Annotated in this window: 28 protein-coding genes; 12 read left to right on the top strand and 16 right to left on the bottom strand. The window is 63.9% G+C overall.

From position 1 onward, the window contains the following. Positions 1-93 precede the first annotated feature (93 nt). From ACWKV7_RS13435 to cmoB, 7 genes are all read left to right on the top strand, one after another. Positions 94-1179, top strand: coding sequence for a methyl-accepting chemotaxis protein (locus tag ACWKV7_RS13435; RefSeq protein ID WP_487249211.1), 1086 nt, complete (start codon positions 94-96; stop codon positions 1177-1179). Positions 1180-1181: 2 nt separating this feature from the next. Beyond that, a complete protein-coding gene (locus ACWKV7_RS13430; protein WP_483858186.1) occupies positions 1182-1880 on the top strand; it encodes a hypothetical protein in 699 nt (232 codons plus the stop codon). A 113-nt stretch (positions 1881-1993) separates the two neighbouring features. Continuing rightward, positions 1994-4396, top strand: a complete 2403-nt coding sequence (gene lon / locus ACWKV7_RS13425; protein WP_483858185.1) for an endopeptidase La — start codon at positions 1994-1996, stop codon at positions 4394-4396. 80 nt (positions 4397-4476) lie between these two features. Continuing rightward, positions 4477-4872 carry a protease inhibitor I42 family protein gene (locus tag ACWKV7_RS13420; RefSeq protein ID WP_483858184.1) on the top strand — a complete coding sequence of 132 codons (396 nt, stop codon included), beginning with the start codon at positions 4477-4479 and terminating at the stop codon, positions 4870-4872. Between the two features lie 112 nt (positions 4873-4984). Beyond that, positions 4985-5557 (top strand): hypothetical protein, encoded by a 573-nt coding sequence (locus ACWKV7_RS13415; protein WP_483858183.1) that lies wholly within the window; start codon positions 4985-4987, stop codon positions 5555-5557. Positions 5558-5627: 70 nt separating this feature from the next. Further along, positions 5628-6371 (top strand): carboxy-S-adenosyl-L-methionine synthase CmoA, encoded by a 744-nt coding sequence (gene cmoA / locus ACWKV7_RS13410; RefSeq protein ID WP_483858182.1) that lies wholly within the window; start codon positions 5628-5630, stop codon positions 6369-6371. Then, complete coding sequence (gene cmoB, locus ACWKV7_RS13405; RefSeq protein WP_483858181.1) at positions 6368-7327, top strand: tRNA 5-methoxyuridine(34)/uridine 5-oxyacetic acid(34) synthase CmoB; 960 nt, start codon at positions 6368-6370, stop codon at positions 7325-7327. Before cmoA ends, cmoB begins: the two co-directional genes overlap by 4 nt. 12 nt (positions 7328-7339) lie before the next feature. Here the strand turns inward: cmoB and pdxJ are convergent, their stop codons facing one another. The 12 genes from pdxJ to rpoE all read right to left on the bottom strand — a co-directional run bounded on the left by pdxJ (position 7340) and on the right by rpoE (position 17895). Continuing rightward, positions 7340-8086 (bottom strand): pyridoxine 5'-phosphate synthase, encoded by a 747-nt coding sequence (gene pdxJ / locus ACWKV7_RS13400; protein WP_483858180.1) that lies wholly within the window; start codon positions 8084-8086, stop codon positions 7340-7342. Next, positions 8079-8762: a DNA repair protein RecO gene (gene recO / locus ACWKV7_RS13395; RefSeq protein WP_483858179.1), complete on the bottom strand. Its 684-nt coding sequence runs from the start codon at positions 8760-8762 to the stop codon at positions 8079-8081. Before recO ends, pdxJ begins: the two co-directional genes overlap by 8 nt. A gap of 70 nt (positions 8763-8832) precedes the next feature. Then, a complete protein-coding gene (gene era, locus ACWKV7_RS13390) occupies positions 8833-9735 on the bottom strand; it encodes a GTPase Era (RefSeq protein ID WP_483858178.1) in 903 nt (300 codons plus the stop codon). Then, on the bottom strand, positions 9728-10417 hold the full coding sequence (gene rnc, locus ACWKV7_RS13385; RefSeq protein WP_483858177.1) for a ribonuclease III: 690 nt from the start codon (positions 10415-10417) through the stop codon (positions 9728-9730). Before rnc ends, era begins: the two co-directional genes overlap by 8 nt. Beyond that, a complete protein-coding gene (locus ACWKV7_RS13380) occupies positions 10414-10791 on the bottom strand; it encodes a DUF4845 domain-containing protein (RefSeq protein ID WP_483858176.1) in 378 nt (125 codons plus the stop codon). Before ACWKV7_RS13380 ends, rnc begins: the two co-directional genes overlap by 4 nt. 89 nt (positions 10792-10880) lie before the next feature. After that, a complete protein-coding gene (gene lepB / locus ACWKV7_RS13375; protein ID WP_483858175.1) occupies positions 10881-11735 on the bottom strand; it encodes a signal peptidase I in 855 nt (284 codons plus the stop codon). Positions 11736-11741: 6 nt separating this feature from the next. Further along, a complete protein-coding gene (gene lepA, locus ACWKV7_RS13370; protein WP_483858174.1) occupies positions 11742-13541 on the bottom strand; it encodes a translation elongation factor 4 in 1800 nt (599 codons plus the stop codon). A gap of 153 nt (positions 13542-13694) precedes the next feature. Then, the gene (locus ACWKV7_RS13365) at positions 13695-15104 is read right to left on the bottom strand and encodes a DegQ family serine endoprotease (RefSeq protein WP_487249213.1); all 1410 of its coding nucleotides are present in this window, start codon (positions 15102-15104) and stop codon (positions 13695-13697) included. A gap of 39 nt (positions 15105-15143) precedes the next feature. After that, positions 15144-15599, bottom strand: coding sequence for a SoxR reducing system RseC family protein (locus tag ACWKV7_RS13360; RefSeq protein ID WP_483858172.1), 456 nt, complete (start codon positions 15597-15599; stop codon positions 15144-15146). After that, positions 15596-16543 carry a MucB/RseB C-terminal domain-containing protein gene (locus ACWKV7_RS13355; RefSeq protein WP_483858171.1) on the bottom strand — a complete coding sequence of 316 codons (948 nt, stop codon included), beginning with the start codon at positions 16541-16543 and terminating at the stop codon, positions 15596-15598. Before ACWKV7_RS13355 ends, ACWKV7_RS13360 begins: the two co-directional genes overlap by 4 nt. A 137-nt stretch (positions 16544-16680) precedes the next feature. Next, on the bottom strand, positions 16681-17283 hold the full coding sequence (locus tag ACWKV7_RS13350; protein ID WP_483858170.1) for a sigma-E factor negative regulatory protein: 603 nt from the start codon (positions 17281-17283) through the stop codon (positions 16681-16683). 30 nt (positions 17284-17313) lie between these two features. Next, the gene (gene rpoE, locus ACWKV7_RS13345; RefSeq protein WP_483858169.1) at positions 17314-17895 is read right to left on the bottom strand and encodes an RNA polymerase sigma factor RpoE/AlgU; all 582 of its coding nucleotides are present in this window, start codon (positions 17893-17895) and stop codon (positions 17314-17316) included. A gap of 353 nt (positions 17896-18248) precedes the next feature. Between rpoE and nadB the strand changes: the two genes are divergently transcribed. Then, positions 18249-19865: an L-aspartate oxidase gene (nadB, locus tag ACWKV7_RS13340; RefSeq protein WP_483858168.1), complete on the top strand. Its 1617-nt coding sequence runs from the start codon at positions 18249-18251 to the stop codon at positions 19863-19865. Here nadB and ACWKV7_RS13335 read toward each other — a convergent pair. Further along, a complete protein-coding gene (locus tag ACWKV7_RS13335; protein WP_483858167.1) occupies positions 19834-20289 on the bottom strand; it encodes a protein YgfX in 456 nt (151 codons plus the stop codon). The genes nadB and ACWKV7_RS13335 overlap by 32 nt on opposite strands. 26 nt (positions 20290-20315) lie before the next feature. Continuing rightward, positions 20316-20573, bottom strand: a complete 258-nt coding sequence (locus ACWKV7_RS13330) for an FAD assembly factor SdhE (RefSeq protein ID WP_483858166.1) — start codon at positions 20571-20573, stop codon at positions 20316-20318. 127 nt (positions 20574-20700) lie between these two features. On the opposite strand from ACWKV7_RS13330, the gene ygfZ reads away from it, so the two are divergent. The 3 genes from ygfZ to ACWKV7_RS13315 are packed head-to-tail and all read left to right on the top strand — an operon-like array spanning position 20701 to position 23329. Further along, positions 20701-21642, top strand: coding sequence for a CAF17-like 4Fe-4S cluster assembly/insertion protein YgfZ (gene ygfZ, locus ACWKV7_RS13325; protein WP_483858165.1), 942 nt, complete (start codon positions 20701-20703; stop codon positions 21640-21642). 40 nt (positions 21643-21682) lie between these two features. Next, the gene (locus ACWKV7_RS13320) at positions 21683-22519 is read left to right on the top strand and encodes an HDOD domain-containing protein (protein WP_483858164.1); all 837 of its coding nucleotides are present in this window, start codon (positions 21683-21685) and stop codon (positions 22517-22519) included. Positions 22520-22576: 57 nt separating this feature from the next. Then, entirely contained in the window at positions 22577-23329 is a 753-nt protein-coding gene (locus tag ACWKV7_RS13315; protein WP_483858163.1) for a substrate-binding periplasmic protein, read from the top strand. 10 nt (positions 23330-23339) lie between these two features. Here the strand turns inward: ACWKV7_RS13315 and ACWKV7_RS13310 are convergent, their stop codons facing one another. Further along, entirely contained in the window at positions 23340-24740 is a 1401-nt protein-coding gene (locus tag ACWKV7_RS13310) for a sensor histidine kinase (RefSeq protein WP_483858162.1), read from the bottom strand. Further along, complete coding sequence (locus ACWKV7_RS13305; RefSeq protein WP_483858161.1) at positions 24733-25404, bottom strand: response regulator; 672 nt, start codon at positions 25402-25404, stop codon at positions 24733-24735. The genes ACWKV7_RS13310 and ACWKV7_RS13305 overlap by 8 nt, the downstream gene beginning before the upstream one ends. 393 nt (positions 25405-25797) lie before the next feature. On the opposite strand from ACWKV7_RS13305, the gene ACWKV7_RS13300 reads away from it, so the two are divergent. Then, positions 25798-26775, top strand: coding sequence for a Bug family tripartite tricarboxylate transporter substrate binding protein (locus ACWKV7_RS13300; RefSeq protein WP_483858160.1), 978 nt, complete (start codon positions 25798-25800; stop codon positions 26773-26775). Positions 26776-26793 lie beyond the last annotated feature (18 nt).

Genomic DNA, 26793 nt, shown 5'->3' with positions numbered 1-26793 from the left:
TCGTCAGCCCCACCGACCAACGGGACGGCAGCGGCTGGCCGGCAACTTGCTTCGCCGATGGCGCCATTCCGTCTGCGCAGGAGCCCGAGCAGCATGCCGTCCGCACTCTCCGACAACCGCCCGAACAGCATCCCGGGCGACTGCTTCTGGCCGATCCTCGGCTGTTGGCTGGCCGGCATCCTGCTGCTCCTTGCCGATTCCTCCTGGCCTGCCCTGACCGTCCTGCTGGCGGGCCTGGGGCTGTATCTGCACCAGACCCGGGGGTTGCGCCAGCAGCTGCTGCGCTTGCGCTTCCTCCTGCATCAGCTCGGCGCCGACGAATCGGCGCTGCACTCGCTCATCGCCGGCACCAGCCAGGCACGCCGAGGGGCCGAGCGGCTGCGCAGCGAGGTGGAGTTCGCCAGCCAGGCCCTGGCCGAGATGACTGCCAGGGCGGAGCACCGGAGCGATGCCCAGGCCGGCCTGGTCACCGCCATTGCCGAGGTTGGCGACGACATGGGCAAGACCCTGGCGCACATCCAGCAGCTCGGCCAGCAGTCCATGGCCGCCTTCCGCGCGGCGCACCAAAAAAGTGAAAGCGGCCACCAGGACGCCCAATCGGTGGGCGTCGCCATGGCCGACATCCGCGGCAGCCTGGGCCGAACCGCCGAGGCGGTAGCCCGGCTGCTCGACCACACCCGCACCGTGGGCAGCTCGCTGCACAGCATCCAGGCACTGGCCCGGCAGACGCAGCTGCTGGCGCTGAACGCCTCCATCGAAGCGGCCCGCGCCGGCGAGCACGGCCGCGGCTTCGCGGTGGTCGCCGACGAGGTGCGGAAACTGTCCCAGGCCAGCGATCGCACGGTCCAGGACATCGCCGCCGTCATCGGCAATATCGACCAGGCAGTGAGTGGCGTGTGCGCGGAGGTCGATGCGCACCGCCAGTTGCTCGACCAGGGTGCCGCGCGCAGCGAGGCGTTGGCGGAAGATTTGCAACGACTTGCCGAGCAGAGCCAGCAGAGCCTCGCCGAACTGCGCACCCTGCAGCGCACCCTGGACCAACACGGCGCGGCCGGCCAGGCCCTGCAAGACCAACTCCGGCGGATGGCCCTGGGCGTCGCGGAGCAACGCGAAGAAACCCATGAACTGCACCGCCTGACTCTCTACCTGACACGGCTCACCACGCCCAAGGAGCGCTGACCATGGAACTCTGGCTGACCCTCGCCATCGGCGCCCTGCTGTTGTTCGGCGGCAATGCCTTGAACCGGCTGGCGGCGCGACGCCACGCCGCCCTGCTCGACCGCCAGGACATCGACGCCTTGCAGCTGGCCCTGGAACTGCTGCAGAACCTGCAGAAACATCGCGGCCTGGGCGCCCAGCTCGACGCCCCGAGCCTGCGCCAACGCGACGCCCTGGCCAGGCAACTGGACGACGGCTGGCAGCGCTGGTCGACTGCCAGACCGCCGCTGCCGGAGATCGCCGGACTCTGGCCGGCGCTGCGCGACGCCCCGGAGGACTTCAACGGACACAGCCAACTGATCGAGCGCCTGCTGGAAAGCCTGCACCTGCTGGAGCTGTGCCTGGGCGAGCGCAACGCCCGTTGCGTCGACGGGCTGGCTGACGCCTGCCGGGCGCTGGAGGACCTGGCCCGGCTGCGCGGCCTGGCGGTGCGCGCGGCCAATCATGAGCGCTGCCCATTGGAGCTGCAGATCCAGATGCGCTATCTCTGCCAGCGCCTGGCCAGCTCGAACGGCGAACGGCGCCTGCGCGAGGTGCTGTCCCACCTCGACCGGGACCTGATCGCCGCGCCGAAGGTGAAGCTGGCGCCAGGCGAATGCTTCGCCCTGCTCACCCCGATCATCGACGAACGCCTGCAGGGCCTGCGCCTGAGCCTGGCCTGAAGCCGCCGCAGGCCTATGGCCCCTGAACTGCCGACGCCAGCATATCGCCCGCATTGAAAAGCCCGCCGCCCCTCCCCATGTAGTCCGACAGACTGCATTAACCAGGGGGCCGCATGAACGAACAGACTATTCATCCGGAAATCGTGGAGGATGACGACCAGGCTTCGCAGAACAGCCTGGCCCTGCCGGGACAGGTGCTGCCGGAGCGGCTCTACGTCATTCCCATCCACAATCGTCCGTTCTTCCCAGGCCAGGTGTTGCCGATCATCGTCAACGAGCAGCCTTGGGCGCAGACCCTCGAGCGGGTCGCCAATACCGCTCACCAGAGCCTGGCACTCTTCTACTCGGAAACACCGCCGGGCGATGACGGCCGCTTCGATCCGGACGCGCTGCCGGAACATGGCACCCTGGTGCGCGTGCACCGCGCCTCCCAGGAAAACGGCAAGCTACAGTTCGTCGCCCAAGGCATGGCGCGGGTACGCATCCGCGGCTGGCTGAGCCGCAAGCCGCCCTACCTGGTGGAAGTGGACTACCCCAAGAGCGCCCAGGACCCTCGCGACGAGGTGAAGGCCTACGGCATGGCGTTGATCAACGCCATCAAGGAACTGCTGCCGCTCAACCCGCTGTACAGCGAAGAACTGAAGAACTACCTGAACCGCTTCAGCCCCAACGAACCTTCACCGCTGACCGATTTCGCCGCCGCTCTGACCACTGCGCCCGGCGACGAACTGCAGGAAGTGCTGGATACCGTGCCGATCCTCAAGCGCATGGAAAAGGTGCTTCCGCTGCTGCGCCGCGAGGTGGAGGTGGCGCGCCTGCAGAAGGAGCTGTCCGAAGAAGTGAACCGCAAGATCGGCGAGCGCCAGCGCGAGTTCTTCCTCAAGGAGCAGTTGAAGATCATCCAGCAGGAGCTGGGCATCACCAAGGACGACCGCCAGGCCGACGCCGACGAGTTCCGTGCGCGCCTGGAGGGCAAGAACGTTCCGCCCACGGCGCAGAAGCGCATCGAGGAGGAACTGAACAAGCTGCTCATCCTCGAAACCGGCTCGCCGGAATATGCGGTAACCCGCAACTACCTCGACTGGGCCTCGTCGATGCCCTGGGGCGTCTACGTCCAGGACAAGCTCGACCTGGCCCATGCGCGCACGGTGCTGGAATCGCACCATGCCGGCCTCGAGGACATCAAGGACCGCATCATCGAATTCCTCGCCGTCGGCACCTACAAGGGCGCCATCGACGGCTCCATCGTGCTGCTGGTGGGCCCTCCTGGCGTCGGCAAGACCAGTATCGGCAAATCCATCGCCGAGTCCCTGGGCCGGCCGTTCTATCGTTTCAGCGTCGGCGGCATGCGCGACGAGGCGGAGATCAAGGGCCATCGCCGCACCTACATCGGCGCCCAGCCAGGCAAGCTGGTGCAGGCACTGAAGGAAGTCGAGGTGATGAACCCGGTGATCATGCTCGACGAAATCGACAAGCTCGGCGCCAGCTTCCAGGGCGACCCCGCTTCGGCGCTGCTGGAAACCCTCGATCCCGAGCAGAACGTCAATTTCCTCGACCATTACCTGGACATGCGCCTGGACCTTTCCAAGGTGCTGTTCATCTGCACCGCCAATACCCTCTACTCGATCCCCGGCCCACTGCTCGACCGCATGGAGATCATCCGCCTGTCCGGCTACATCACAGAGGAAAAGCTGGCGATCGCCAAGCGTCACCTGTGGCCGCGGCAACTGGAGAAGGCCGGCGTCGCCAAGAACAAACTGAGCATTACCGACTCGGCGCTCAAGACGCTGATCGAAGGCTATGCGCGGGAGGCCGGGGTTCGCCAGCTGGACAAGCAGCTTGGCAAGCTGGTGCGCAAGGCGGTGGTCAAGCTGCTGGAGAATCCGGACAGCAAGACGAAGATCAAGATCGGCCCGAAGAACCTCGAAGAGGCGCTGGGCATGCCCTTCTGGCGACCGGAGCAGACGCTGCATGGCGTGGGCGTGATCACCGGCCTGGCCTGGACCAGCATGGGCGGCGCCACCCTGCCCATCGAGGCCACCCGCATCCACACCCTCAACCGCGGCTTCAAGCTCACCGGCAAGCTCGGCGACGTGATGCGCGAGTCCGCGGATATCGCCTACGGCTACATCGCCTCGCACCTGAAGCAGTTCAAGGGCGATCCGACGTTCTTCGACCAGGCCTTCGTGCACCTGCATGTGCCTGAGGGCGCCACGCCCAAGGACGGCCCCAGCGCCGGCATCACCATGGCCAGCGCCCTGCTCTCGCTCGCGCGCAACCAGGCACCGAAGAAGGGCGTGACCATGACCGGCGAGCTGACCCTGACCGGACAGGTGCTGGCCATCGGCGGCGTGCGCGAGAAGATCATCGCCGCGCGCCGGCAGAAGCTGTACGAGATCGTGCTACCGGAAGCCAACCGCGGCGACTTCGAGGAGCTGCCGAACTACCTCAAGGAAGGGCTGACCGTGCATTTCGCCAAGCGCTTCTCCGACGTGGTCAAGATACTGTTCCCCTGAACGATGTGGCTAAGCCAACGGTTTACAGCCGCCCCCGGAAGAGCGGTATGCTGGCCGCCTCGTCACGACAGGAGTTGGACATGACCGCCCGCCCGCACCTGCTCTGGCTGCTCGGCCTGGGCCTGCTCGCTGCCTGCGCGCACCAGCCCGGCAGCGTCAGCCTGAACCAGAACGGCGATTGCCGCCCGCTGCGCCTTGCCAAAGGCGATACGCTGGTCCTCACCCTGCCGAGCAATCCCACCACCGGCTTTCGCTGGCAACTCAAGGACAGCGCGCCGGGCGTATTGACCAGCCTCGGCCCCGAGGTCTACAGCACACCGGAAGACGTCGGCCTGGTGGGCGGCGCCGGCCAATCGACCTGGCGCTTCCAGGCTAGCCAAGCCGGCAAGGGCCGCTTGCTCCTGACCTACCAGCGCCCCTGGGAAGTCGAGGTCGCCCCGGCCAAGACCTTCGATTGCCATGTTTCCGTGAAATAAACACCCGACAGAGGACCCCATCACCGTTTCGCCCGCTGCCCAGCAAACGCTACGGCAAGCTCTCGCCAGATCGTCTATAGAAAGGGGACACGCATTATTTCCGGAGTGAGCAATGCCTGGCCGAAGCGCAAAGGTGTGCCTGCCGTTCCTGATCGTCCTGGCAGGCGGTTGCAGTAGCCTGTTGCCCAGCGAACGCGCCGAAACGCTTTCGCCCTTCCATGACTATCTGGATGCAGAGATCCGCTATTCCCAGGTGATTCCAGGCCGGACCCGGCGCCCGGAACTGTTCTCCCTGGGCTTCGATCCGCTGGTCGAGGGCAATGGCCGCATGCTCTCCTTCATCGATCTGCGCCTGATGTTCATCCAGCCAAACATCCCCATCGACTACCTGCCGGAAAGTCTGGTGCAATGCCTGGAGGCCAAGGAGCGCTGCGTCGGCTACTCCTTCGAATTCTCCAAGACCGACACCCAGCGGGTCGGCAGCTTCTGGGCCGATGTGTTCAATTTCCGCAAGAAGCGCGAAGTCCAGGGCTGGGCATTCCGCACCGTGTTCGTGCTGGTCGACGACGTGGTGATCCATAAGGTCAGCAGCGGCGAGCCGAACATTCGCCGCTACGAGGTCAAGCGCAACCCGCTCGGGCCGTTGCAGGGAGCCGGCGAGTACCTTTCCGACCAACTGAAATGACAGAGGTTTGGCCGGCGCCGGCATTTCGCTAAAATGCCGGCCCTTCCGCCCCCTGCCTTTCGGAATCGACGTGAGCCAAGAACCCGACCGCCTGTTCGCCCAACCCCTTGCCCAGGTGCGCGACTTCGCCTTCAACGAAGACGTGGTGCGGGTGTTTCCGGACATGATCAAGCGCTCCGTGCCAGGCTACCCGACCATTGTCGAGAACATCGGCGTGCTCGCCGCGCAGTTCGCCCAGCCCCACAGCCTGCTCTACGACCTGGGCTGCTCGTTGGGCGCGGTTACCCAGGCCTTGCGCCGACACGTCAAGAGCGAGGATTGCCGGGTGCTGGCGGTCGACAACTCCAGCGCCATGGTCGAACGCTGCCGGGAATACCTGCACGGCCAAGACTCGATGTTTCAGGAGTTGCTGCCGGTCGAGGTGATGGAAGCAGACATACTCGACCTGACGTTCCACCCCACCTCGCTGGTGGCGCTGAATTTCACCCTGCAGTTCATCGCGCCGGAGCGCCGCCTGGAATTGCTGCGCCGCATCCGCCAGGCGCTGTTGCCGGGCGGCGCGCTGATCCTCTCGGAAAAGCTGCGCTTCGAGGACGCCGAGCAGCAGGCGCTGCTCGGCGAGCTGCATATCGCCTTCAAACGCGCCAACGGCTATAGCGAACTGGAAATTGCCCAGAAGCGCAGCGCGCTGGAAAAGGTCATGCTGCCCGACAGCCTGGAGGAGCACCGCCAGCGCCTGCTGGCCGCCGGCTTCGGCAAGGTCGTGCCCTGGTTCCAATGCCTCAACTTCGCCTCGCTGATCGCCCTGCCATGATCGACCTCAAACCCCTCGCCTGGCGCTTGGCCGGCACCCCGCTGGCCGCCTGGGCCAACACCTTGCAGGCACAGCTCGATGCCAAGCTGGAAGTCGGCCACGGCGATCTCGAACGCTGGCAGGCTGCCCTCGATGCCCTGCCGGCGCTGTCGGCCGAACGAATCGAACTTGACCGGCACTTTCTACTGGACGGTCCCTGCGACGCCAGGACCCAGGCCCAGTTGCACCAGGCTCTGTTCGGCCTGTCGCCATGGCGCAAAGGCCCCTTCGACCTGTTCGGGGTGCATGTCGACACCGAGTGGCGTTCGGACTGGAAATGGCAGCGGGTTTCTCCGCATCTGGATCTCAGCGGCAAGCGCGTGCTGGATGTCGGTTGCGGCAATGGCTACTACATGTGGCGCATGCTCGGTGCCGGTGCCGATTGCGTAATCGGCGTCGACCCGAACTGGCTGTTCTTCTGCCAGTTCCAGGCCATGCAGCGCTACCTGCCGGAATTTCCGGCCTGGCACCTGCCATTCACCCTCGAAGAGTTGCCGGAAAAGCTGGAAGGCTTCCACACCGTCTTTTCCATGGGCGTGCTCTACCATCGCCGCTCGCCCATCGATCACCTGCTGGCGCTCAAGGACTGCCTGGTCAGGGGTGGCGAACTGGTCCTCGAAACCCTGGTGGTGGAAGGCGATGCCTGCACCGTGCTGGTACCCGAGGATCGCTACGCGCAGATGCGCAACGTCTGGTTCCTGCCCTCGGTGGCGGCGCTGGAGCTCTGGCTGCGCCGCGCCGGCTTCGTCGAGGTGCGCTGCGTGGATGTCAGCCACACCACCGTGCAGGAGCAGCGCAGCACCGATTGGATGCGTTACCAGTCACTGGAAGAGTTCCTCGACCCGGGCGACCACAGCCGTACCATCGAGGGCCTGCCAGCGCCGACCCGCGCCACGCTGGTGGCCCGCAAGCCCTGACAGTCGAAATGTTCAGCGGCGGGCAGCGGCCGCCAGGATCAACTGTTTCATTTCCGCCACCGCCTGCTTGAAGCCGACGAAGAGCGCATGAGCAACGATGGCATGGCCGATGTTCAGCTCATGCACACCGGCAATCGCCGCCATCGGTTCGACGTTGTGGTAATGCAGGCCATGGCCGGCGTTGACGATGAGCCCGTGGCTGAGTCCGAATTCCACGCCATCGCGCACCCGAGCCAGTTCGAGCGCCACTTCCCCGGGACTGCGAGCATCAGCATAGCGGCCGGTGTGCAGCTCGATGGCAGGGGCGCCGATGCGTGCCGCCGCCTCGATCTGCCGTTCCTCGGCATCGATGAACAGCGAAACCTGGCATCCCACTCGGGCCAGGCGCTCGACGGCGGCGCTGATGCGTGCCTCCTGCCCGGCCACATCGAGCCCACCTTCGGTGGTCAGCTCCTGGCGGGTTTCCGGTACCAGGCAGACATGTTCAGGACGGATGCTTTCGGCGAACACCAACATGGCTTCGGTCACCCCCATCTCGAAGTTCATGCGCGTCTGCAGCACGTCCTTCATCAGGTGCACATCACGCTCCTGGATGTGCCGACGGTCCTCGCGCAGATGCAGGGTGATGCCATCCGCCCCGGCTTCCTCGGCATCCAGTGCCGCCTTGACCGGGTCGGGATAGCGGGTACCACGGGCCTGGCGGAGCGTGGCGACGTGGTCGATGTTCACACCCAGCAAAATACGGTTGGCTTCAGTCACGGGCAGGCTCCTTCAAAGTCATGAACAGTTCGCGGCTGACCAGAGGTCGGCCGCCTAGATGGGGGGCAAGGGCTTGGCGCATCAAGCGCTTGGCCGCCGCCAGGGCGCCCGGCGCGCTCCAGTCGGCCTCGGCCATCGCCAGCAGCTCGGCGCCCTGGAAGGTTCCCGACTGCAAGCGGCCGACCGGCTCCAGGCCGGCATCCGGCAACAGGCGGTAGATGCCGGACGCGTCGATGGGTTGCCCATGTAGATCCATGTCGAGGGCAAAACCATAGCCCAGTTCATCGAGCAGTCGCCACTCGAAGGCGCGCAGCAGCGGCTCCAGCGGGCGACCGGCCGCCAAGGCCGAAAGCGTTGCGGCATAGTGATCGAACAGTGAGGGGTGGGGGTCTTCAGCGGGCAGCAAGCGCACGAGCAGCTCGTTGAGATAGAGGCCACTGAACAGCGACTCGCCACTCAGCCAATGGGCGACGCCGACCGCCTCGAGGCGAGCGACATTCTTCAGCTCGCCACGGCCCCGAAACTCCACTTCCAGCGGCACGAACGACCGCGCCAGGCTACCAGCCCGGCCCCGCGCGCCACGCAAGACGGCACGCAGGCGCCCTTCGGCGGTGAAGAAATCCACCAGGGCACTGCTTTCCTTGTAGGGGCGGTTATGCAGGACGAAGGCAAGCATCAGCAGGCCTCGTACAGCGAAATGAGGGAAGAAGAGCCATGCAAGGCGCGCGACGCAGCTAGCCTATGGCTCAAATATCCAGGTAACCGAGGGAACGCAGGGCGCGCTCATCGTCAGACCAGCCGCCTTTCACCTTGACCCAGAGGTTGAGCATGACCTTGGAGTCGAACATGACCTCCATGTCCTTGCGTGCGTCCTGGCCAATGCGTTTGATGCGCTCGCCCTTGTCACCGATGATGATCTTCTTCTGCCCTTCGCGCTCCACCAGGATCAGTGCGTGGATATGCAGGATGCGGCCCTCCTGCTTGAATTCTTCGATCTCCACAGTGATCTGGTAGGGCAGTTCGGCGCCCAGCTGACGCATGATCTTCTCGCGCACCAGCTCGGCGGCGAGAAAACGGCTGGAGCGGTCGGTGATCTGCTCTTCCGGGAAGAAGTGCTCGCCTTCCGGCAGGCGCTCGGCCACCAACCTCTCGAGGGTATCGAGGTTGTGCCCCTGCTGGGCCGAGATCGGTACGATCTCGGCGTTCGGCAACTGTTGTGCGAGCCACTCGAGGTGCGGCATCAGAGCGGCCTTGTCATCGAGACGGTCGGTCTTGTTCACGGCGATCAATAGCGGGCACTGAACGTACTGCACGCGGTCGAGGACCAGTTGGTCCTCATCCGTCCAGCGGGTGCGATCGACCACGAAGACCACCACATCGACATCCTTCAGGGCGGATGCGGCGCTCTTGTTCATATAGCGGTTCAGGGCCTTCTCGCTGTTCTTGTGCAGGCCGGGCGTATCCACGTAGACCGCCTGGATCGGCCCCTCGGTCTTGATACCGAGCATGTTGTGGCGCGTGGTCTGCGGCTTGCGCGACGTTATCGCCAGCTTCTGTCCGAGAATGTGGTTGAGCAGCGTGGACTTGCCCACGTTGGGTCGCCCCACGATCGCAACATAGCCGCAGCGGGTCTGGTTCTCGTCAGTCATGGCCATTCTCCACCCCCAAAGCAATCAATGCCGCCGCCGCCGCCACCTGTTCGGCGATACGGCGGCTGACACCCTGGCCCTGAGTCTTGTCATTCAACAGGCTGACCTGACATTCGACGAAGAAAGTCCGGCAGTGCGGCTCACCCTGGATGTCCACTACCTCATAGCGCGGCAGCTCGCAGGCGCGGGACTGCAGGAACTCCTGCAGGCGGGTCTTCGGGTCCTTATTGGTATCGACCAGGGTCAGGCCATCCAACTCGCCCGCCAGCCAGGCCAGCACCCGTTCGCGGGCAACCTGCATGCCGGCATCCAGGTAAATAGCGCCAATCAAGGCTTCCAACGCATCGGCCAGAATCGATTCGCGGCGAAAACCACCGCTCTTCAACTCGCCGGACCCGAGGCGCAAATACTCACCAAGCTCGAAGCCGCGAGCCAGGATAGCCAGTGTCTCACCTTTCACCAGACGCGCCCGCAGACGCGACAGCTGGCCCTCGCGTGCCTGCGGAAAACGCTCGTACAGCGCCTCGCCGGCCACGAAGTTGAGTATGGCATCGCCCAAGAACTCCAGGCGCTCGTTGTTGCGCCCGGCATAACTGCGGTGAGTCAGGGCCAGAAGCATCAGCTCCTGGTCCTTGAACGTGTGGCCGAGCTTGCGCTCGAGACGGCTTAGCGAAGAACTCACGGCATGCGTACGCGGAATTCTTTGTCGAAACGAACCACCAAATCCAGGTTCTCGATTAGCGGCTCACGCTTCTCGTACTTTAGGTGAGCGCGGAATTCATTGTTCTCCACTTTAACCTCTAGCACTTCACGCAAATCGATATCGCGAACACTATTGACTTGCATAGCCGTATCGATATGCGAGTAAAAATCACTGACATTCTGGACCTGAGCCGCATTATCGGTTTCGACAGACATGATGGCTTTCTCCATCGCCATGTAGTCGAAATAATGCGGGATGATCTTGAAAGCCGTACTGGCCAGGAACGCCACGACCGCCAATACCGCCAACCAACCCAGCATTGACATGCCGTTCTGCGAACGCGCGAATTTCATGAGTGACCTCGTTGTCGGAGTTATTTGGGGGCCAGCCAAGACTATATATAGCCGGCGGCGCCGTATTGAACAGCGCCGCGAAAAGCAAATCAGTGAATCAGGCCCACTCGCGAGAAGTTGGGCAGATTGCTGCGCTTGGGATCGGGCCAGCTCATCCAGACGGCGAAGGCCTTGCCAACGATATTGCCGTCCGGAACCATGCCCAGGAGTTCCCTCGGTATCCTCGGATCGTTCCAGTAGCGACTGTCGTTGGAGTTGTCGCGGTTGTCACCCATCATGAAGTAGTGCCCTGCCGGCACGTGCCACTCATGACCGGCCTCGATCCGGTAACGGGACATTTCCTTGCGGATCAGGTGTTCGACCTTGCCCAGCTTTTCCATATACAACTGGGCACTGCCCAGCGAACCCGGCTCCTCGCCCAACAGCCGCTCGGCGACCAGTTCGCCATTGATGTACAAGCGTTTGTCGCTGCTGTAGCGAATGTGATCGCCCGGCAGACCGACAACCCGCTTGATGTAATTGATATTCGGATCGCTCGGATAGCGGAACACCATGACATCGCCACGCTGAGGGTCACCGACCTCGATGATCTTCTTATCCAGCACGGGCAAGCGAATACCGTAGGCAAACTTGTTGACCAGGATGAAATCGCCCACTTCCAGTGTCGGCTTCATCGAGCCGGAGGGAATCTGGAACGGCTCGATCAGGAACGACCGCAGCACCAGAACGATGGCCAGTACAGGGAAGAACGACTTGCCATATTCCACCAGCAACGGTTCCTTGCCGAGCTGGGCCAGAACGACCTCGTCGGGTTCGCCGACACGCCCTTCGTATGCGTTTATTGCCGCCCGCCGGCGCGGCGCCAGGAACAGCAGATCGAAAAGCGCCAGGGCGCCGCAAACCGCTACAGCGATCACCAACAGCAAAGGGAAATTGATTGACATAAGCGCTTAGCTGTCCACCTTGAGCACAGCGAGGAAGGCTTCCTGCGGGATCTCCACGCTACCGACCTGCTTCATCCTTTTTTTACCGGCCTTCTGCTTTTCCAGCAACTTGCGCTTACGGCTCACATCGCCACCATAGCACTTGGCCAGTACGTTCTTCCTGAGGGCCTTGACGGTAGTCCGGGCGACGATCTGCCCGCCTATCGCGGCCTGGATTGCCACATCGAACATTTGCCGCGGGATCAGTTCCTTCATCTTCTCAGTCAGCGCACGCCCCTTGTAGTGCGCCCGGTCACGGTGCACGATCAGGGCCAGGGCGTCCACCTTCTCGCCATTGATGAGCACATCGAGCTTCACCAGGTTGGCGGACTGGAAACGATCGAAGCTGTAGTCCAGCGATGCATAGCCGCGACTGACCGACTTCAGTCGGTCGAAGAAATCGAGCACCACCTCGTTCATCGGCAGGTCATAGGAAACCTGGACCTGATTGCCGAGGAACTGCATGTCGCGCTGCACGCCGCGCTTTTCAATGCACAGGGTGATGACATTACCCAAGTGCTCCTGGGGCACCAGGATATTCGCGCGAACAATGGGTTCGCGCATGTCTTCGATCGAAGCCAGGTCGGGCAACTTGGACGGGTTGTCGACGTAGAGCGTCTCGCCGTTCTTCAGCACCACTTCGAACACCACCGTCGGCGCCGTGGTGATCAGGTCCAGGTCGTACTCGCGCTCCAGGCGCTCCTGGATGATCTCCATATGGAGCATGCCGAGGAAGCCGATGCGGAAGCCGAAGCCCAGGGCATCGGAGCTTTCCGGCTCGTACTGCAATGCGGCATCGTTGAGCGTGAGCTTCTGCAGGGCCTCGCGGAAGTCCTCGAAGTCATCGGAACTGACCGGGAACAGCCCTGCGTAGACCTGCGGCTTGACCCGCTTGAACCCCGGCAGCATCGCCACATCCGGCGTGCTCGACAGCGTCAGGGTATCGCCCACCGGGGCGCCGTGGATGTCCTTGATACCGGCGACGATGAAACCCACTTCGCCGGCCTTGAGATCTTCGGTGCTGGTGAGCTTAGGGTTGAACACCCCGACGCTGTCCACTTGGTGCACCTTGCCGGTAGACTTGACCAGCACTTTGTCACCCTTCTTGATACGACCATGGCGCACGCGCACCAGGGAGACCACGCCCAGGTAATTATCGAACCAGGAGTCGATGATCAGCGCCTGCAAGGGTGCTTCGATCTCGCCGGTTGGTGGCGGAATTACCGCAACCAGGCGCTCCAGTACATCCTCCACGCCCATCCCGCTCTTGGCACTGCAGGCGACGGCATCGGTGGCGTCGATGCCGATGATATGTTCGATCTCCTCCTTGACCCGCTCAGGCTCGGCCTGGGGCAAATCCATCTTGTTCAGCACCGGCATCACTTCCAGGCCTTGCTCGATGGCGGTGTAGCAGTTGGCGACCGACTGGGCCTCGACGCCCTGGCCGGCATCGACCACCAGCAACGCCCCTTCGCAGGCAGCCAGGGAGCGGCTGACCTCGTAGGTGAAGTCGACGTGGCCGGGGGTGTCGATGAAGTTGAGCTGGTAGGTCTTGCCGTCACGTGCCTTGTAGTAAAGCGTGACGCTGTGAGCCTTGATGGTGATGCCGCGCTCGCGCTCCAGATCCATGGAATCGAGCACTTGGGCTTCCATTTCGCGCTCGGTCAAACCGCCGCAGATCTGGATGAAGCGGTCAGCCAGGGTCGACTTGCCATGATCGATGTGGGCGATGATGGAGAAATTGCGGATATGACTCAGGTCACTCACGGATCAACACTCAAAAAGGCCGCAGGCAGACTGCCCGCCGAAAAATAGCCCGCAAGTGTACCCGATGGAGCCATCAAGCGTCACGTCCAGGTGTCGCCCGACCAACGTAAAAGAGGGCGGTAGCACCGCCCTCTTTCAGTGACGCGCCGCGCTTCACTCCGCCAGTTTGAAGGTAATGAAACTGGCCCTGCCCTGGCGCAGCACGCGCATGGACACCGAGCGATTCTTCGGCAGCTCTTGGGCAACCTTGGTGAAGGTCTTGGCCGAATCGATAGCCTGGTTATTCAGGTGAGTGATGACATCGCCAGGGCGCAGGCCGATCAGCGCCGCCGGCCCATCCAGCACTTCCTTGATCACCACACCGCCAGGAATGTCCAGCGCCTTCTTCTGCTCGTCGCTGAGTTCGACTACCGTCACACCCAGGCGATTGCTGCTGCGCTCCGGACCTTCCGCGCCCGTGGGCGAGATTTCCTCACCGTCCTCCGGTAGCGCACCGATGGTCACGGTCAGCGTCTTGCGCGAGCCGTCACGCACGACGTCGAGCCGGGCCTTGCTGCCCGGCTTGAGACGTCCGACCCGATGCGGCAGATCGGCCGACATGATGATCGGCTCCCCATTCAGGCTGAGGATCACATCCCCCACCTGCAAGCCACCCTTGGCTGCCGGCCCCTCTTCGAGCACCTGGGCGACCAGCGCGCCTGCCGGGCGTTCCAGGCCGAACGACTCGGCGAGATCGCGATTCACCTCCTGGATTACCACGCCCAACCAGCCACGATTGACCTTGCCCTCGGTTTTCAACTGATTGGCCACATCCATCGCGACATCGATCGGAATGGCGAAAGAAAGCCCCATGAAACCGCCCGAGCGGGTGAATATCTGCGAGTTGATGCCGACCACTTCGCCTTCCAGGTTGAACAGCGGCCCGCCGGAGTTACCCGGGTTGATGGCCACATCGGTCTGGATGAACGGCACGTAGCTTTCGTTAGGCAGGTTGCGCCCTTTGGCGCTGACGATGCCGGCGGTCACCGAATGGTCGAAGCCGAAGGGTGAGCCGATGGCCAATACCCATTCGCCAACCTTCAAGTCCACCGACTTGCCCAAGCGCACGGTCGGCAGGTCTTTTGCCTCGATCTTCAGCAGCGCCACATCGGTGCGCGGATCGGCACCGATCAGCTTCGCTTCCAGCTCACTGCGGTCGGGCAGGCGCACGATGATCTCGTCCGCATCGGCCACCACATGGTTGTTGGTCAGCACGTAACCGTCGTCGGAGATGATGAACCCCGAACCCAGCGACTGCACTTCGCGCTGGCGACCGCCCGGGTTGCGCGGCACCTGGGGAATGCCGTGCTCGAAGAACTCACGGAAAATGGGCGGCAAACCCTCCAGGTCCGGCATCTGCGAGCCGCTGGCCACACGCGCCGGAACCTTCTGCCGAGTACTGATGTTCACCACGGCAGGGGAAGCCTGCTCCACCAGAGGAGTGAAATCCGGAAGCTGTGCCTGGGCAGCCATCGCCTGCCCGAGCAACAACGCCGCGACCAAATACGACTTTAGTTTAGGTATCAGCATACTTTCCCCCATCTGAAACCAACGAAGTGAAACTCAAGCCAGGCCAACGGCCTCGCCGAGCAGAGCACGTAGTACAACTGGTTGTAACGCAGGATCGTCCGCCGTGCGCCCGCTGCGCCAACGGACCAACAGCCAGGACAGGGCAAAGCCGCCCAACCCGGACAGGATGACCGGAACCTCACCCAGGGAGAGGTTATCCGCAAGAAGTGCAGCAGAGAAAAGCCCCAGCAAGGGCAGCAGATAGACCAGCAGGGAACCGCGGACCAATAGGTCTTCACGCACCCCGATCACCACCCTGTCGCCGACATCAAGGTTCAGATCACAGACTGCACGCACGTAGCCTCGCCGCCCCTCTACACCCAGCCGATCCATCAAACCTTGGCCACAGCCGGCGTTGGCAGAACAACTCGAGCAGGTACTCTTGCGAAGCGTTTCCACCCAGACAGCGCCAGGCTCCACCGCCACCACTCGCCCCTGCTCTTCGATCATTGTGCCGCCTGTGCCTCTCCGGATCGCATCGATAACGCAACGCGTTCGGCAGTCCCCAGGGGTATCTCGCCGACCACGGTCACCATGATATCGCCATCTGCGGTGGACATGCGCTTGGAGACCACCACAGTTGGCCCCAGCTGGCTACGCGCGTCCTCGATCACGGCTCCGTGCAACGGCTCCAGGAACACCGAGAAGCGGGCCAACCCATCGCCATACATGAGGTAGGCGATCGGTTCAGACGATGCGGGACTGCGTCGCTCGAGCATACGGGTCAGGCTGAACCCTGGCGGCAGCCACTCGGAACGCCATGCATCAGGAGCAAGTGCCCGAGCCTCGGCAAAGTGCACGGCGCCGCAGGTACTTCCCGGTTGCAGCAACTCGTCAGCGAGCTCTCCGGAAGTCTCCAGCCGAGTAAACTGCAGGCGTTCGAGCAACTGGCCTTTCTCGTTCAGCATCAAGGACTTGAGCGGCAGAGCCGTTTCCCGATCGAGGTGCAATTCGAAGCCGTAACGGTGCTGATCCTTCGGCAGGACCGCCAGTACTACTGCAGCACGACCGGCTACGCGCGACTCACCGATGAGACGGATGTCGTACCAAGCCTGCAACTGCTTGGGGTCCAGGTTCCGGGCAGTCCACGCCGGACCGTCGGCCACCTGGTCGGCCAGGCTGCCGCTGACGCACTGAGGCGCGCCATTCACCCGCACCACCTCTTGGGGGGACCCATCCAACTGCAAAAGACGCTCGCGGACATCGCCGTCCTTAGAGACTTGGTGCCAGATGCTATGGGTGGAGAAGCTGCCGTTTCGTTCATAGACGAAGGTGCCTTGAAAGCTTTCCTGCTGCGCTTGAGCCAGACGACTCAACCAGCTTTGCGCATCGGCAGCCTGGGCAGGCAGCGCAAGCCAGCCGGCAAGAAAAAGGCACGGAAAAATAGCGCGCATAAACCTCCTTAGCGAGCCATAAAGAGACTACCGCAGGCCTTGCGCGCCAGGGGAATCAAAGGGCGGGCAGGAATGTTCATTCAATGACAAGCCTACCCGTTTGCAAATCACTCTTCGCCATCGACCACTCGATGCGGTTATTTGGCGACTTCCAGGCTTGCAGCGCGAGCATAAGGCAATGCCGCCCCCTCACTTCCGCTCATCGCGGCCTGCTGCGCATGCTGACGCAGATAAACCGGCAGGCGTTGCTCATGCCAGCTCGACTGAGCCTGACCACTAGCTTCCGCCGGCAAGACACGCGCCTGTTCGAGGCCTTCACTGTAACCGGCCAGCAATGCCGGTGTCTGCACCTGCGGCACGGTCAAGGCCGGCTGCTGAGCAGACTGCTGGGCCAGTTGCTCGACCACAGCGGTATCGTCCTGGTTGTAGAGCCGCACGCCAGCCAGCACTGCCAAGGTCACCGACGCGGCGACCGCCATGCGGCCGAAGGCACGCCAGGGGCCACGGGGCGCGCGCACCGGCGCTGCCTCGTCGGCGAGCGCGGCCGATACTGCCGAAGCAATATCCAGGCGCGGCTCGAGCAGATCCTTGTGCATGGCCGCACGAGCGATCTGGTAGCGCGACCAGGTCGATCTCATTTCAGGGTCGTCACTCGCGGCGAGCACACGACGCAACTCCAACTCGTCCGCTTCGTTATCCATCACCGCGGACAGCGATTCATGCAGGGCTTCACGACTCATGGCGTTCCTCTCTTGGCTATCGCCGCTGTCTCAGGTTTCCTGCAACAAGGGCTGCAGGGCTTTATCAATTGCTTCACGCGCGCGAAAGATACGCGAACGGACCGTTCCGACCGGACACTGCATGACGCTGGCAATGTCCTCGTAACTCAAGCCGTCGAACTCGCGCAGCGTCAGCGCCGTACGCAGGTCCTCAGGCAACTGCTGGATGCTCCGATGCACGGTGGCCTCGATTTCATCCCGCAGCAGCGAGCGCTCGGGGGATTCGATGTCCTTGAGGGCGTGATCGCCATCGTAGAACTCCGCATCTCCGGCACTCACATCGCTGTCAGGTGGACGCCGTCCACGCGCCACCAGGTGATTCTTCGCCGTATTGATGGCGATGCGGTACAGCCACGTATAGAAAGCGCTGTCGCCGCGAAAGTTCCCAAGCGCACGATAGGCCTTGATGAAGGCCTCCTGGGCGACGTCCTGGGCCTCGTGGGTGTCGTGCACGAAACGCACGATCAACCCGAGGATCTTATGCTGATACTTCAGCACCAACAGATCGAAGGCCCGACGGTCACCGCTCTGTACGCGTTCAACCAGCTGCTGATCCTCTTCCTGGGTTAGCATGAACACTCCTCGTCGAGCCCCAAGGGGTGCGGCGCCAGCCAGCGGATCTTCCTGCCCAAATAGACTAGGGTATTGCTCAAAAGTTCTCCCCTCCCAGCTAGCGTCCCGCGGAAGTCCGTCGATTCCGCAGGCAATCGCGCCAACCGACCTGCCGTCGATTGCGCAAACCAATCTTGTCGCCGACACAACGGATGGCGCCCAATGTTAAGCAATCGGCTCTTTCTCTTGGTTATGAAACCTCTATGGAACCTGAACGACTAAAAAAGTTCCCGAGTACCGCACTGGGTCATAAGCCGGCTATTGTGCAAACCGGCCCGCCGATATACTAGAAAGCGTTTTATTCGGATTCCGACATGAGCCAATACTATCAGCACGATGTTCTGGTTATCGGCAGCGGTGCTGCCGGCCTGACCCTGGCCCTGACCCTGCCGAGCGACCTGCGCATCGCGGTACTGAGCAAAGGCGACCTGTCCAATGGTTCCACATTCTGGGCCCAGGGTGGCGTCGCTGCGGTATTGGACACCGCCGACAGCATCGAGTCCCATGTCGAAGATACGCTCAACGCGGGCGGCGGCCTCTGCCATGAAGACGCGGTGCGCTTTACCGTCGAACATAGCCGGGAAGCGATCCAGTGGCTGATCGACCAGGGCGTGCCGTTCACCCGCGACAGCAAGAGCGACTCCGAAGACAGCGGCTTCGAATACCATCTGACCCGCGAAGGCGGACATAGTCACAGAAGAATCATTCACGCCGCCGACGCCACCGGCGCAGCCATCTTCAACACCTTGCTGGAACAGGCTCGCCAGCGCCCCAACATCGAACTGCTGGAGCAGCGGGTAGCAGTCGACCTGATTACCGAACGCAAGCTCGGCCTGCCTGGCCAGCGCTGCCTGGGCGCCTACGTGCTGAACCGGGAAAGCGGCGAAGTCGACACCTATGGCGCGCGCTTCACCGTGCTGGCCTGCGGCGGCGCGGCCAAGGTCTACCTCTATACCAGCAATCCGGACGGTGCCTGTGGCGATGGTATCGCCATGGCCTGGCGGGCCGGCTGCCGGGTCGGCAACCTGGAATTCAACCAGTTCCACCCCACCTGCCTGTACCACCCTCAGGCCAAGAGCTTTCTGATCACCGAAGCCGTACGTGGCGAGGGCGGCCTGCTCAAGCTGCCGAACGGCAAGCGCTTCATGCAACACTTCGATCCGCGCGCGGAACTGGCGCCGCGGGACATCGTCGCCCGAGCCATCGACCACGAGATGAAGCGTCTGGGTATCGACTGCGTCTACCTGGACATCAGCCACAAGCCGGCGGAATTCATCAAGGCGCACTTCCCCACTGTGTACGAACGCTGCCTGAGCTTCGGCATCGACATCACCCGCGAGCCCATTCCGGTCGTACCGGCCGCCCACTACACCTGCGGCGGCGTAGTGGTGGATCGCAACGGTCTCAGCGACGTGCCCGGCCTGTATGCCATTGGCGAAACCAGCTTCACCGGACTGCACGGCGCCAACCGCATGGCCAGCAACTCGCTGCTGGAATGCTTCGTCTATGCGCGCTCGGCGACGGCGAACATCGTCGAACAGCTGGCCCAGGTGTCGATGCCAAAGCACCTGCCGGAGTGGGATGCCAGCCAGGTGACCGATTCCGACGAGGACGTGATCATCGCCCACAACTGGGACGAGCTGCGCCGCTTCATGTGGGACTATGTGGGCATCGTCAGGACCAACAAGCGCCTGCAGCGCGCCGAGCACCGGGTCAAGCTGCTGCTCAGCGAAATCGACGAGTTCTATAGCAACTACAAGGTCAGCCGCGACCTGATCGAGCTGCGCAATCTGGCCCAGGTCGCCGAGCTGATGATTCACTCGGCCATGCAGCGCCACGAGAGCCGGGGCCTGCACTACACCCTGGACTACCCGGAGCTGCTGGCAGAGGCGCGTGACACTATTCTGGTGCCGCCCACCTATTGCGGCTGAACTTCAGGCGCACCCGCAGACGTCGATGAACATCCCGCGCCAGGGCATCCCGCGGCACGCAGAGGCCGCGCACCCGTCGCTCTCCGGCCAGACGAAAGCGCAGGATCACCGCCACCGGCAGCGCCAGGCTATCCCGACACAACTGTACGCGCTGCCAGCCCGCGCCCGCACTGAACAGTTGCCAGCCGTCGGCGTCGTGGCGCAGACCGGTGAAGGCGCTCGGATGGTTGAGCAGAATATGTCGAGGCAGATGCCAGAGCGCATGCGCCAGACACGCGCCGACACCGAGACCACGCGCCCACCAGGGCATCTGCGCCAGCCATACGCCGAGCAGCGCCAGGCCAAGCGCCAGCAGGTACAGCCAAAGGAGCTGGCGCGACGGCTGCCAATAGCATTCCAGCGCTTCGATGGGCTGTCGTGACATGAACGTCGTCCGTGACGTGGGAGGGTTCAGCTTTTCGGCTGGACGCGGTCGAGGATCATCCTGACCATGCGCTGGAGATCGGGGTCTTCCGGCTCGCCGCGCTGCATGAACCAGCCGAACATATCCTGATCTTCGCATTGCAGCAGCTTGCGATAGCGCGCCTGATCGTCGGCGTCGAGCTGGGCGTAGACTTCCTTGACGAAAGGCACCAGCAATACATCCAGCTCCAGCATGCCGCGGCGGCTGTGCCAATAGAGTCGGTTCAGTTCGGTTTCGTCGGCCATGGCGCGGCTCCTTGTGAGAGGCCGGCATTATAGCGGCATAGCACCGCCGCCAGGCACCCGTCACCGCTGACAAGTCGTAGGTCGGGCCCTATGATGGGAGCCCGATTTCATTCCAGCGATTCCTTGAATGGCCGATTCCGCTTTCTTCTGTCCGCTCTCCCATGAAGGCGTGCTCGCCGTACGCGGCCCCGACGCCGGCAAATTCCTCCAGGGTCAACTGACCTGCAACCTCAACTACCTGAACGAGCAGACCACCAGCCTGGGGGCCCGCTGTACGCCCAAAGGGCGCATGCTGTCGAGCTTCCGCCTGCTCGCCGAGGGCAACGGTTTCCTGCTGGCCATGGCCGGCGACCTGCTTGAAGCCCAACTGGCCGAGCTGAAGAAATACGCCGTGTTCTCCAAGTCCCAGCTGGGCGACGAAAGTGACGCCTGGGTGCGTTTCGGCCTTGCCGGTGGCGATGGTGCACTGGTTGGCCTGGGTCTGGACCTGCCGCACAGCGCCGACAGCGTTGTACGGGGCAACGGTCTGATCGCCTTGCGGCTCGCCGATGGCCGCGCCGAACTCTGGGCACCGGCCGCCGAAGCCGTCACCTTGCACAACCGTCTGGCCGCGCACCTGCCCGAAGCGCCGCTGAACGCCTGGCTGCTGGCCCAGGTACGCGCCGGCATCGGCCAGGTGTTCGCGGCGACCCGCGAGCTGTTCATCCCGCAGATGATCAACCTGCAAGCGGTTGGTGGCGTCAGCTTCAAGAAAGGCTGCTATACCGGCCAGGAGATCGTCGCGCGCATGCAGTACCTGGGCAAGCTCAAGCGCCGCCTGTATCGCCTCGGCCTGGCGACGGACAGCGCGCCGGCGCCAGCCACCGAGCTGTTCTCCCCGGTGCATGGCAGCAGCGTTGGCGAGGTGGTACTGGCCGCCCAGGCCGAACAGGGCGTCGAGCTGCTCGCCGTGCTGCAGGAGGACGCCGTGGCGGACGGCCGTATTTACCTTGGGGAGGCGCAAGGCGCGCCGCTGAGCCTGCTGGACCTGCCGTATACGCTGGACGCCGACCGCGAAATCCAGCGCTGACTAAACTATTCAGGCCGACGCCTACGCAACGGGAATTCTCATGAGCAAACTCGCCGACAAAGTCCTACAAGAACTGACCCAAGCCATCGACAACGACGAGCTGGTGCTGCCGACCCTGCCGGAAGTCGCCCTGAAGGTACGCGAAGCGGCGGAAGACCCGGACATCAGCATTCCGGCGCTGAGCAAGGTGATCAGCAACGACGCGGCGCTGACCGCGCGCATCATCAAGGTGGTGAACAGCCCGCTGCTGCGCACCAACAAGGAAATCACCGATGTGCAGATGGCCATCAGCCGCCTGGGCATCAACTACACCTGCAACCTGGCCACCGGCCTGGCCATGGAGCAGATGTTCCAGGCCACGTCCGACGTGGTGGACCGCAAGATGCGCGAGGTGTGGAACAAAAGCACCGAAATCGCCGGCATCTGCCATGTCCTGTGCCGCCACTACACCCGGCTGATGCCGGACCAGGCAACCCTCGCCGGACTGGTGCACCAGATCGGCGTGCTGCCGATCCTCACCTATGCCGAGGAGCATAACGAACTGCTCGCCGACTCCATCAGCCTCAACCATGTGATCGAGCAGATCCACCCGATCATCGGCGACAAGATCCTGCGCACCTGGGAGTTCCCCGAGCCCATCGCCATGGTGCCCGGCCAGTACCTGGACTTCACCCGCAACTCGCCGAAGGTGGACTACGTGGACATCGTCCAGGTCGCCACCCTGCAGAGCTACCTGGGCAGCGAGCACCCCTTCACCAAGCTGGACTGGAGCCAGATTCCCGCCTTCGCCAAGCTGGGCCTGGACCCGAGCGTCGACATGCAGGCCGACGAGGACCTCTCGGCTGCCATGGAGGCGGCCATGAGCATGTTGCAATAGTCTGGAGCAGACCCGGCGCTACCCGTGGAATCAGGGCAGTTTCCGGGCGGAGTCGCTATGCGCCTACTGCTGCTTTTGTTCGCGCTTTTAACCTGTTCGGCTCACGCCGAGCAGGTGCGCATCACTAACGGCGAATGGCCGCCTTACCTGGGTGAGCAACTGCCGCACAACGGCGTGGCTTCGCGCATCGTCGCCGAGGCTTTCGCCCTGGAAGGCATCGAGGTGCGCTGGGAGTTCTATCCCTGGGCACGCTCGCTGCGCATGGCCGAACGCGGCCAGCGTGACGGCACGGCGGTCTGGCTGTATAGCCCGGAGCGCGAGCAGGCTTTCTATATCAGCGACCCGGTGGTGGAAAGCGGCTACTACCTGTTCCACCGCAAGGGCCGGACGCTGGACTGGCAGACCGTCGACGACCTCAAAGGCCAGCGCATCTGCGCCACCCTCGACTACAACTACGGCCAACCCTTCCAGCAGGCCGAGGCCGACGGTCGCCTGCAGGTGCGGCGCATGACCAGCGACGAGCTGTGCCTGCGCCAGTTGCTGGCCGGGCGTGCCGACCTGTTCCCGATGGACAAGGTGGTGGCCTTCGCCATGCTCTACGAGCACTTCAGTGGTGCCGAACGGGTACAACTGAGCTTCCATCCCCGGCCGCTGCGCAGCGACCCGTTGCACCTGATGCTGTCACGCAAGATTCCGGAAAACGCCGAGCGCATTCGCCGCTTCAACCACGGCCTGGCCACCCTGCGCCAGAGCGGCAAGATCGCCCAGTATCTGCTGGAAATCCAGGACCCGGTCGGCCTGGCGGAGTAGCGGCCGCTACCTATAGTTCATCCGGCTCACTGGGAAACTCGACCCGCACACGCAGGCCGCCGCTGGCGCCGTCGTGCAGGCTGATGGCGGCCAGATGGGCACGACAGATTTCCCCGACGATGGCCAGGCCGAGGCCGGCTCCGCCGCCCTGCGGATTGCGTCGATAGAAGCGCTCGAAGACTTTCTCCCGCTCCTCTGCAGGGATGCCGGGGCCATCATCCTCGACTTCCAGCACGCCCGGCTGCAGCACCCGCAGGATCACATTGCCGCCAGCGGGGGTGTGGGCCAGAGCGTTGTCCACCAGGTTGCACAGCAATTCATTGAGCAGCGTCGGCTCGCCACGCAACCACACTGGCCGCTCCGCCTCCAGCGCCAGGGACACGCCGCGTTTGTGCGCCAGGGGCGCCAGGGCCATGCCCAGCTCGCGAGCCAACTGGCTGAGATCGACTTGCTGTGCGCCGCCCTCGGCGATGGCGCGGGCACCACTTTCCACCCGCGCCAGGGACAGCAACTGGTTGGCCAGTTGGGTCAGCCGCTCGGTGTTCTGCGCCGCCTCTTCCAGCGTTGCGCGCCACTGCGCCGGCTCGCGTTCGCGCAGCCCCAGCTCGATGCGGGCCTTGAGGGCCGCCAGCGGCGTACGCAGCTCATGGGAAGCGTCGGCGATGAACTGTGCCTGACGCTCGAACTGGCCGCGCAGGCGCTCGGTGAAATGGTTCAGCGCCTGTACCAGCGGTTTGAGCTCGCGCTGGATGCTGAGCAGCGGCAATGGCCGCAGGTCATCCGGTCGCCGCTCCTCCACCGCGTCGCTCAGCCGCCCGAGTGGGCGCAGCGCCGCGCTCACCGCCAGCCACACCAGCAGCAGCGCCCCCAGCGCCAGCAGACCCAGCCGCCACAGCGTGTCCTTGAGCAGCCCCTGGGCCATGCGCTCCCGTGCTCCCTGGGTCTCGGCCACGCGAATCTCCGCCATGCCGGTCAGCTCGGGCTCGCTGATCGGCTGAGCCAGGCTGACCACGCGCACGCCCTGCCCCTGGTACTCGCCGTCGTAGAAGTGCGCCAGCGCCGGGTAGTCGTCGGTGCGCTTGCTGCCCGGCGGTGGCGGCGGCAGGTCTTCATAGCCGCCGGCGACTGGCCGGCCGTCGATATCGTTCACCTGGTAGTAGACCCGCCCGGCGCTGTCGTAGGCGAAGGCGTCCAGCGCCACGTAGGGCACGCTGACTTCCAGGTGACCGTTGTGAACCGTCAGGCGCTCGGCAATCGCCCGCGCCGAGGCCAGCAGGGTGCGGTCGTAGGCGGTATCCGCGGCAGCGCGACCATTGAGATAGGCGCTCCAGCCGCTGATCAGCAGCAGTACTGCCAGCAAGGCGGCCAGGCGCCGCAGCAGCCGCCCGCGCAAGCTGCCGGCTTCAGTCACCGGCTGCCTCCAGCAGATAACCGAGGCCGCGGAAGGTGACGATGCGCACGGCGCTGCCTTCCAGCTTCTTGCGTAGGCGATGGATGTAGATTTCGATGGCGTCGGCGCTGGCCTCCTCGTCCAGGCCAAATACCTGGGCGGCCAATTGATCCTTGTTCATCACCCGGCCGGGGCGGGCGATCAGCGCCTCCAGCACCGCCTGTTCGCGCGAGGTAAGGCTGAGAGGTGCATCCGCAAGGGTAAAGCGGCGGGTATCGAGATCGTAGACCAGCGCGCCGCAGCGCTGCTGGTGCTCGCCACCGAGACGCGAGCGGCGCAGCAGCGCCTTGACCCGCGCCTCCAGTTCGTCCAGCTCGAAGGGCTTGGCCAGATAGTCGTCGGCGCCCAGGTTCAATCCGTGCACCCGGTCCTTCACCTCGCCACGGGCGGTCAGCATCAGTACCGGCAGGGTCTTGCCGCGGTCGCGCAGGCGCGCCAGCACCTGGAAGCCGTCCAGCCGCGGCAGGCCGATATCGAGGATGGCCAGGGCGTAGTCCTCGCTGGCCAGGGCCAGATCGGCGGCAACGCCGTCGTGCAGCACGTCCACCGTCCAGCCGGCGCCTTGCAGCGCCTGGGCGACGCTGGCCGCCAACTGGGGATGATCTTCGACCAGCAGAATTCGCACCCGTACCTCCACCGCGCGCTTCAGGATGGCGGAAGTGTACCTCGGAGCTGCCTGCAGGGGCGGGCCATGCCCGCGGGCACAAAGCTGACGGCGTTTTGCCTGCGCTCCCCGCCTGCCTTCAGGCCTGTTCGCGAGCATGGCCCGCGCCGCCCCACTGACTGCCGCGATGGCTGAAAGGTTGCCGAAAGCTTGCCCGCCTAGCATCGAAGCCAGGATGGTCAGAAGCCATTCCCAGACGGAAGCGGTGGTGCGCTTCCCGACAACAACAACGGTGATCACCGCCTACCGCTCCCAGGCCCTCGCCTGTCGTTGTTGCCAAGGCACCGCCAATTTCCGCCGGCACCAGCCGGTCGCTTCGTGTTAGCCCACAATAACAACTCCAGGAGAACCACCATGAAATCAGCCTTCACCCGCGTCGCCTTGGGCGCCACCTGCCTGCTGTTCGCCGGCCAACTGCTCGCTGCCGAACCCAAACGTCCAGAATGCATCGCTCCGGCCAAGCCCGGCGGCGGCTTCGACCTGACCTGCAAGCTGGCCCAGAGCGGCCTGAAGGACTCCGGCCTGCTCAAGGCACCTATGCGCGTCACCTACATGCCCGGCGGCGTCGGTGCGGTGGCCTACAACGCGGTGGTGGCCCAGCGTGCCGACGATCCGGGCACCATCGTGGCGTTCTCCTCCGGCTCGCTGCTGAACCTGGCGCAAGGCAAGTTCGGCCGCTACGACGAAAGTGCGGTGAAATGGCTGGCCGGCATCGGCACCGACTACGGCGCCATCTCGGTGCGCGCCGACTCGCCCTACAAGACCCTCGACGACCTGGTGCAAGCGCTGAAGAAAGATCCCGGCAGCGTGGTATTCGGCGCCGGTGCCACCATTGGCGGCCAGGACTGGATGCAGACCGCGCTGATCGCCCGCGCCGCCGGCATCGACCCGCAGAAGCTGCGCTACGTCGCCTTCGAAGGCGGCGGCGAAACCCTCACCGCGATGCTCGGCGGCCACGTGCAGGTCACCAGCAGCGGGCTGGGCGAAGTCACCCCGCAACTCGCCGCCGGCAAGGTCCGCGTGCTTGCCGTGCTCTCCGACGAGCGCCTGCCGGGCAAACTGTCCGACCTGCCCACCGCCAAGGAGCAGGGCTACGACATCAGCTGGCCGGTGATCCGCGGCTTCTACATGGGCCCGGAGGTCAGCGAAGAGCAGTTCAACTGGTGGAAAGGCCAGTTCGACACGCTGCTCGCCAGCGAAGACTTCGCCCAGTTGCGCGAGCAGCGCGACCTGTTCCCGCTGACCATGACCGGCGACGAGCTGAAGAGCTTCGTGCTCAAGCAGGTCGAGCAATACAAGGCGCTGGCCGGCGAATTCGGCCTGGTGCAGTAACCCTGCACGGGGGGAGCC

Source organism: Zestomonas ipomoeae (assembly GCF_057128665.1).
The sequence above is the reverse complement of the archived record's forward strand: the minus strand, read 5'-3'. Positions and strand labels throughout refer to the sequence as shown.

Coding starts and splice junctions, on each gene's coding strand:
- lon (WP_483858185.1), top strand. CDS start 1,994: ATGAACGAACAGACTATTCATCCGGAAATCGTGGAGGATGACGACCAG.
- ACWKV7_RS13430 (WP_483858186.1), top strand. CDS start 1,182: ATGGAACTCTGGCTGACCCTCGCCATCGGCGCCCTGCTGTTGTTCGGC.
- lepB (WP_483858175.1), bottom strand. CDS start 11,735: ATGTCAATCAATTTCCCTTTGCTGTTGGTGATCGCTGTAGCGGTTTGC.
- ACWKV7_RS13300 (WP_483858160.1), top strand. CDS start 25,798: ATGAAATCAGCCTTCACCCGCGTCGCCTTGGGCGCCACCTGCCTGCTG.
- ACWKV7_RS13335 (WP_483858167.1), bottom strand. CDS start 20,289: ATGTCACGACAGCCCATCGAAGCGCTGGAATGCTATTGGCAGCCGTCG.
- ACWKV7_RS13380 (WP_483858176.1), bottom strand. CDS start 10,791: ATGAAATTCGCGCGTTCGCAGAACGGCATGTCAATGCTGGGTTGGTTG.
- ACWKV7_RS13360 (WP_483858172.1), bottom strand. CDS start 15,599: ATGATCGAAGAGCAGGGGCGAGTGGTGGCGGTGGAGCCTGGCGCTGTC.
- rpoE (WP_483858169.1), bottom strand. CDS start 17,895: ATGCTAACCCAGGAAGAGGATCAGCAGCTGGTTGAACGCGTACAGAGC.
- recO (WP_483858179.1), bottom strand. CDS start 8,762: ATGCTTGCCTTCGTCCTGCATAACCGCCCCTACAAGGAAAGCAGTGCC.
- cmoB (WP_483858181.1), top strand. CDS start 6,368: ATGATCGACCTCAAACCCCTCGCCTGGCGCTTGGCCGGCACCCCGCTG.
- ACWKV7_RS13315 (WP_483858163.1), top strand. CDS start 22,577: ATGCGCCTACTGCTGCTTTTGTTCGCGCTTTTAACCTGTTCGGCTCAC.
- ACWKV7_RS13435 (WP_487249211.1), top strand. CDS start 94: ATGCCGTCCGCACTCTCCGACAACCGCCCGAACAGCATCCCGGGCGAC.
- ACWKV7_RS13415 (WP_483858183.1), top strand. CDS start 4,985: ATGCCTGGCCGAAGCGCAAAGGTGTGCCTGCCGTTCCTGATCGTCCTG.
- ACWKV7_RS13420 (WP_483858184.1), top strand. CDS start 4,477: ATGACCGCCCGCCCGCACCTGCTCTGGCTGCTCGGCCTGGGCCTGCTC.
- ACWKV7_RS13350 (WP_483858170.1), bottom strand. CDS start 17,283: ATGAGTCGTGAAGCCCTGCATGAATCGCTGTCCGCGGTGATGGATAAC.
- ygfZ (WP_483858165.1), top strand. CDS start 20,701: ATGGCCGATTCCGCTTTCTTCTGTCCGCTCTCCCATGAAGGCGTGCTC.
- ACWKV7_RS13320 (WP_483858164.1), top strand. CDS start 21,683: ATGAGCAAACTCGCCGACAAAGTCCTACAAGAACTGACCCAAGCCATC.
- era (WP_483858178.1), bottom strand. CDS start 9,735: ATGACTGACGAGAACCAGACCCGCTGCGGCTATGTTGCGATCGTGGGG.
- ACWKV7_RS13355 (WP_483858171.1), bottom strand. CDS start 16,543: ATGCGCGCTATTTTTCCGTGCCTTTTTCTTGCCGGCTGGCTTGCGCTG.
- nadB (WP_483858168.1), top strand. CDS start 18,249: ATGAGCCAATACTATCAGCACGATGTTCTGGTTATCGGCAGCGGTGCT.
- ACWKV7_RS13330 (WP_483858166.1), bottom strand. CDS start 20,573: ATGGCCGACGAAACCGAACTGAACCGACTCTATTGGCACAGCCGCCGC.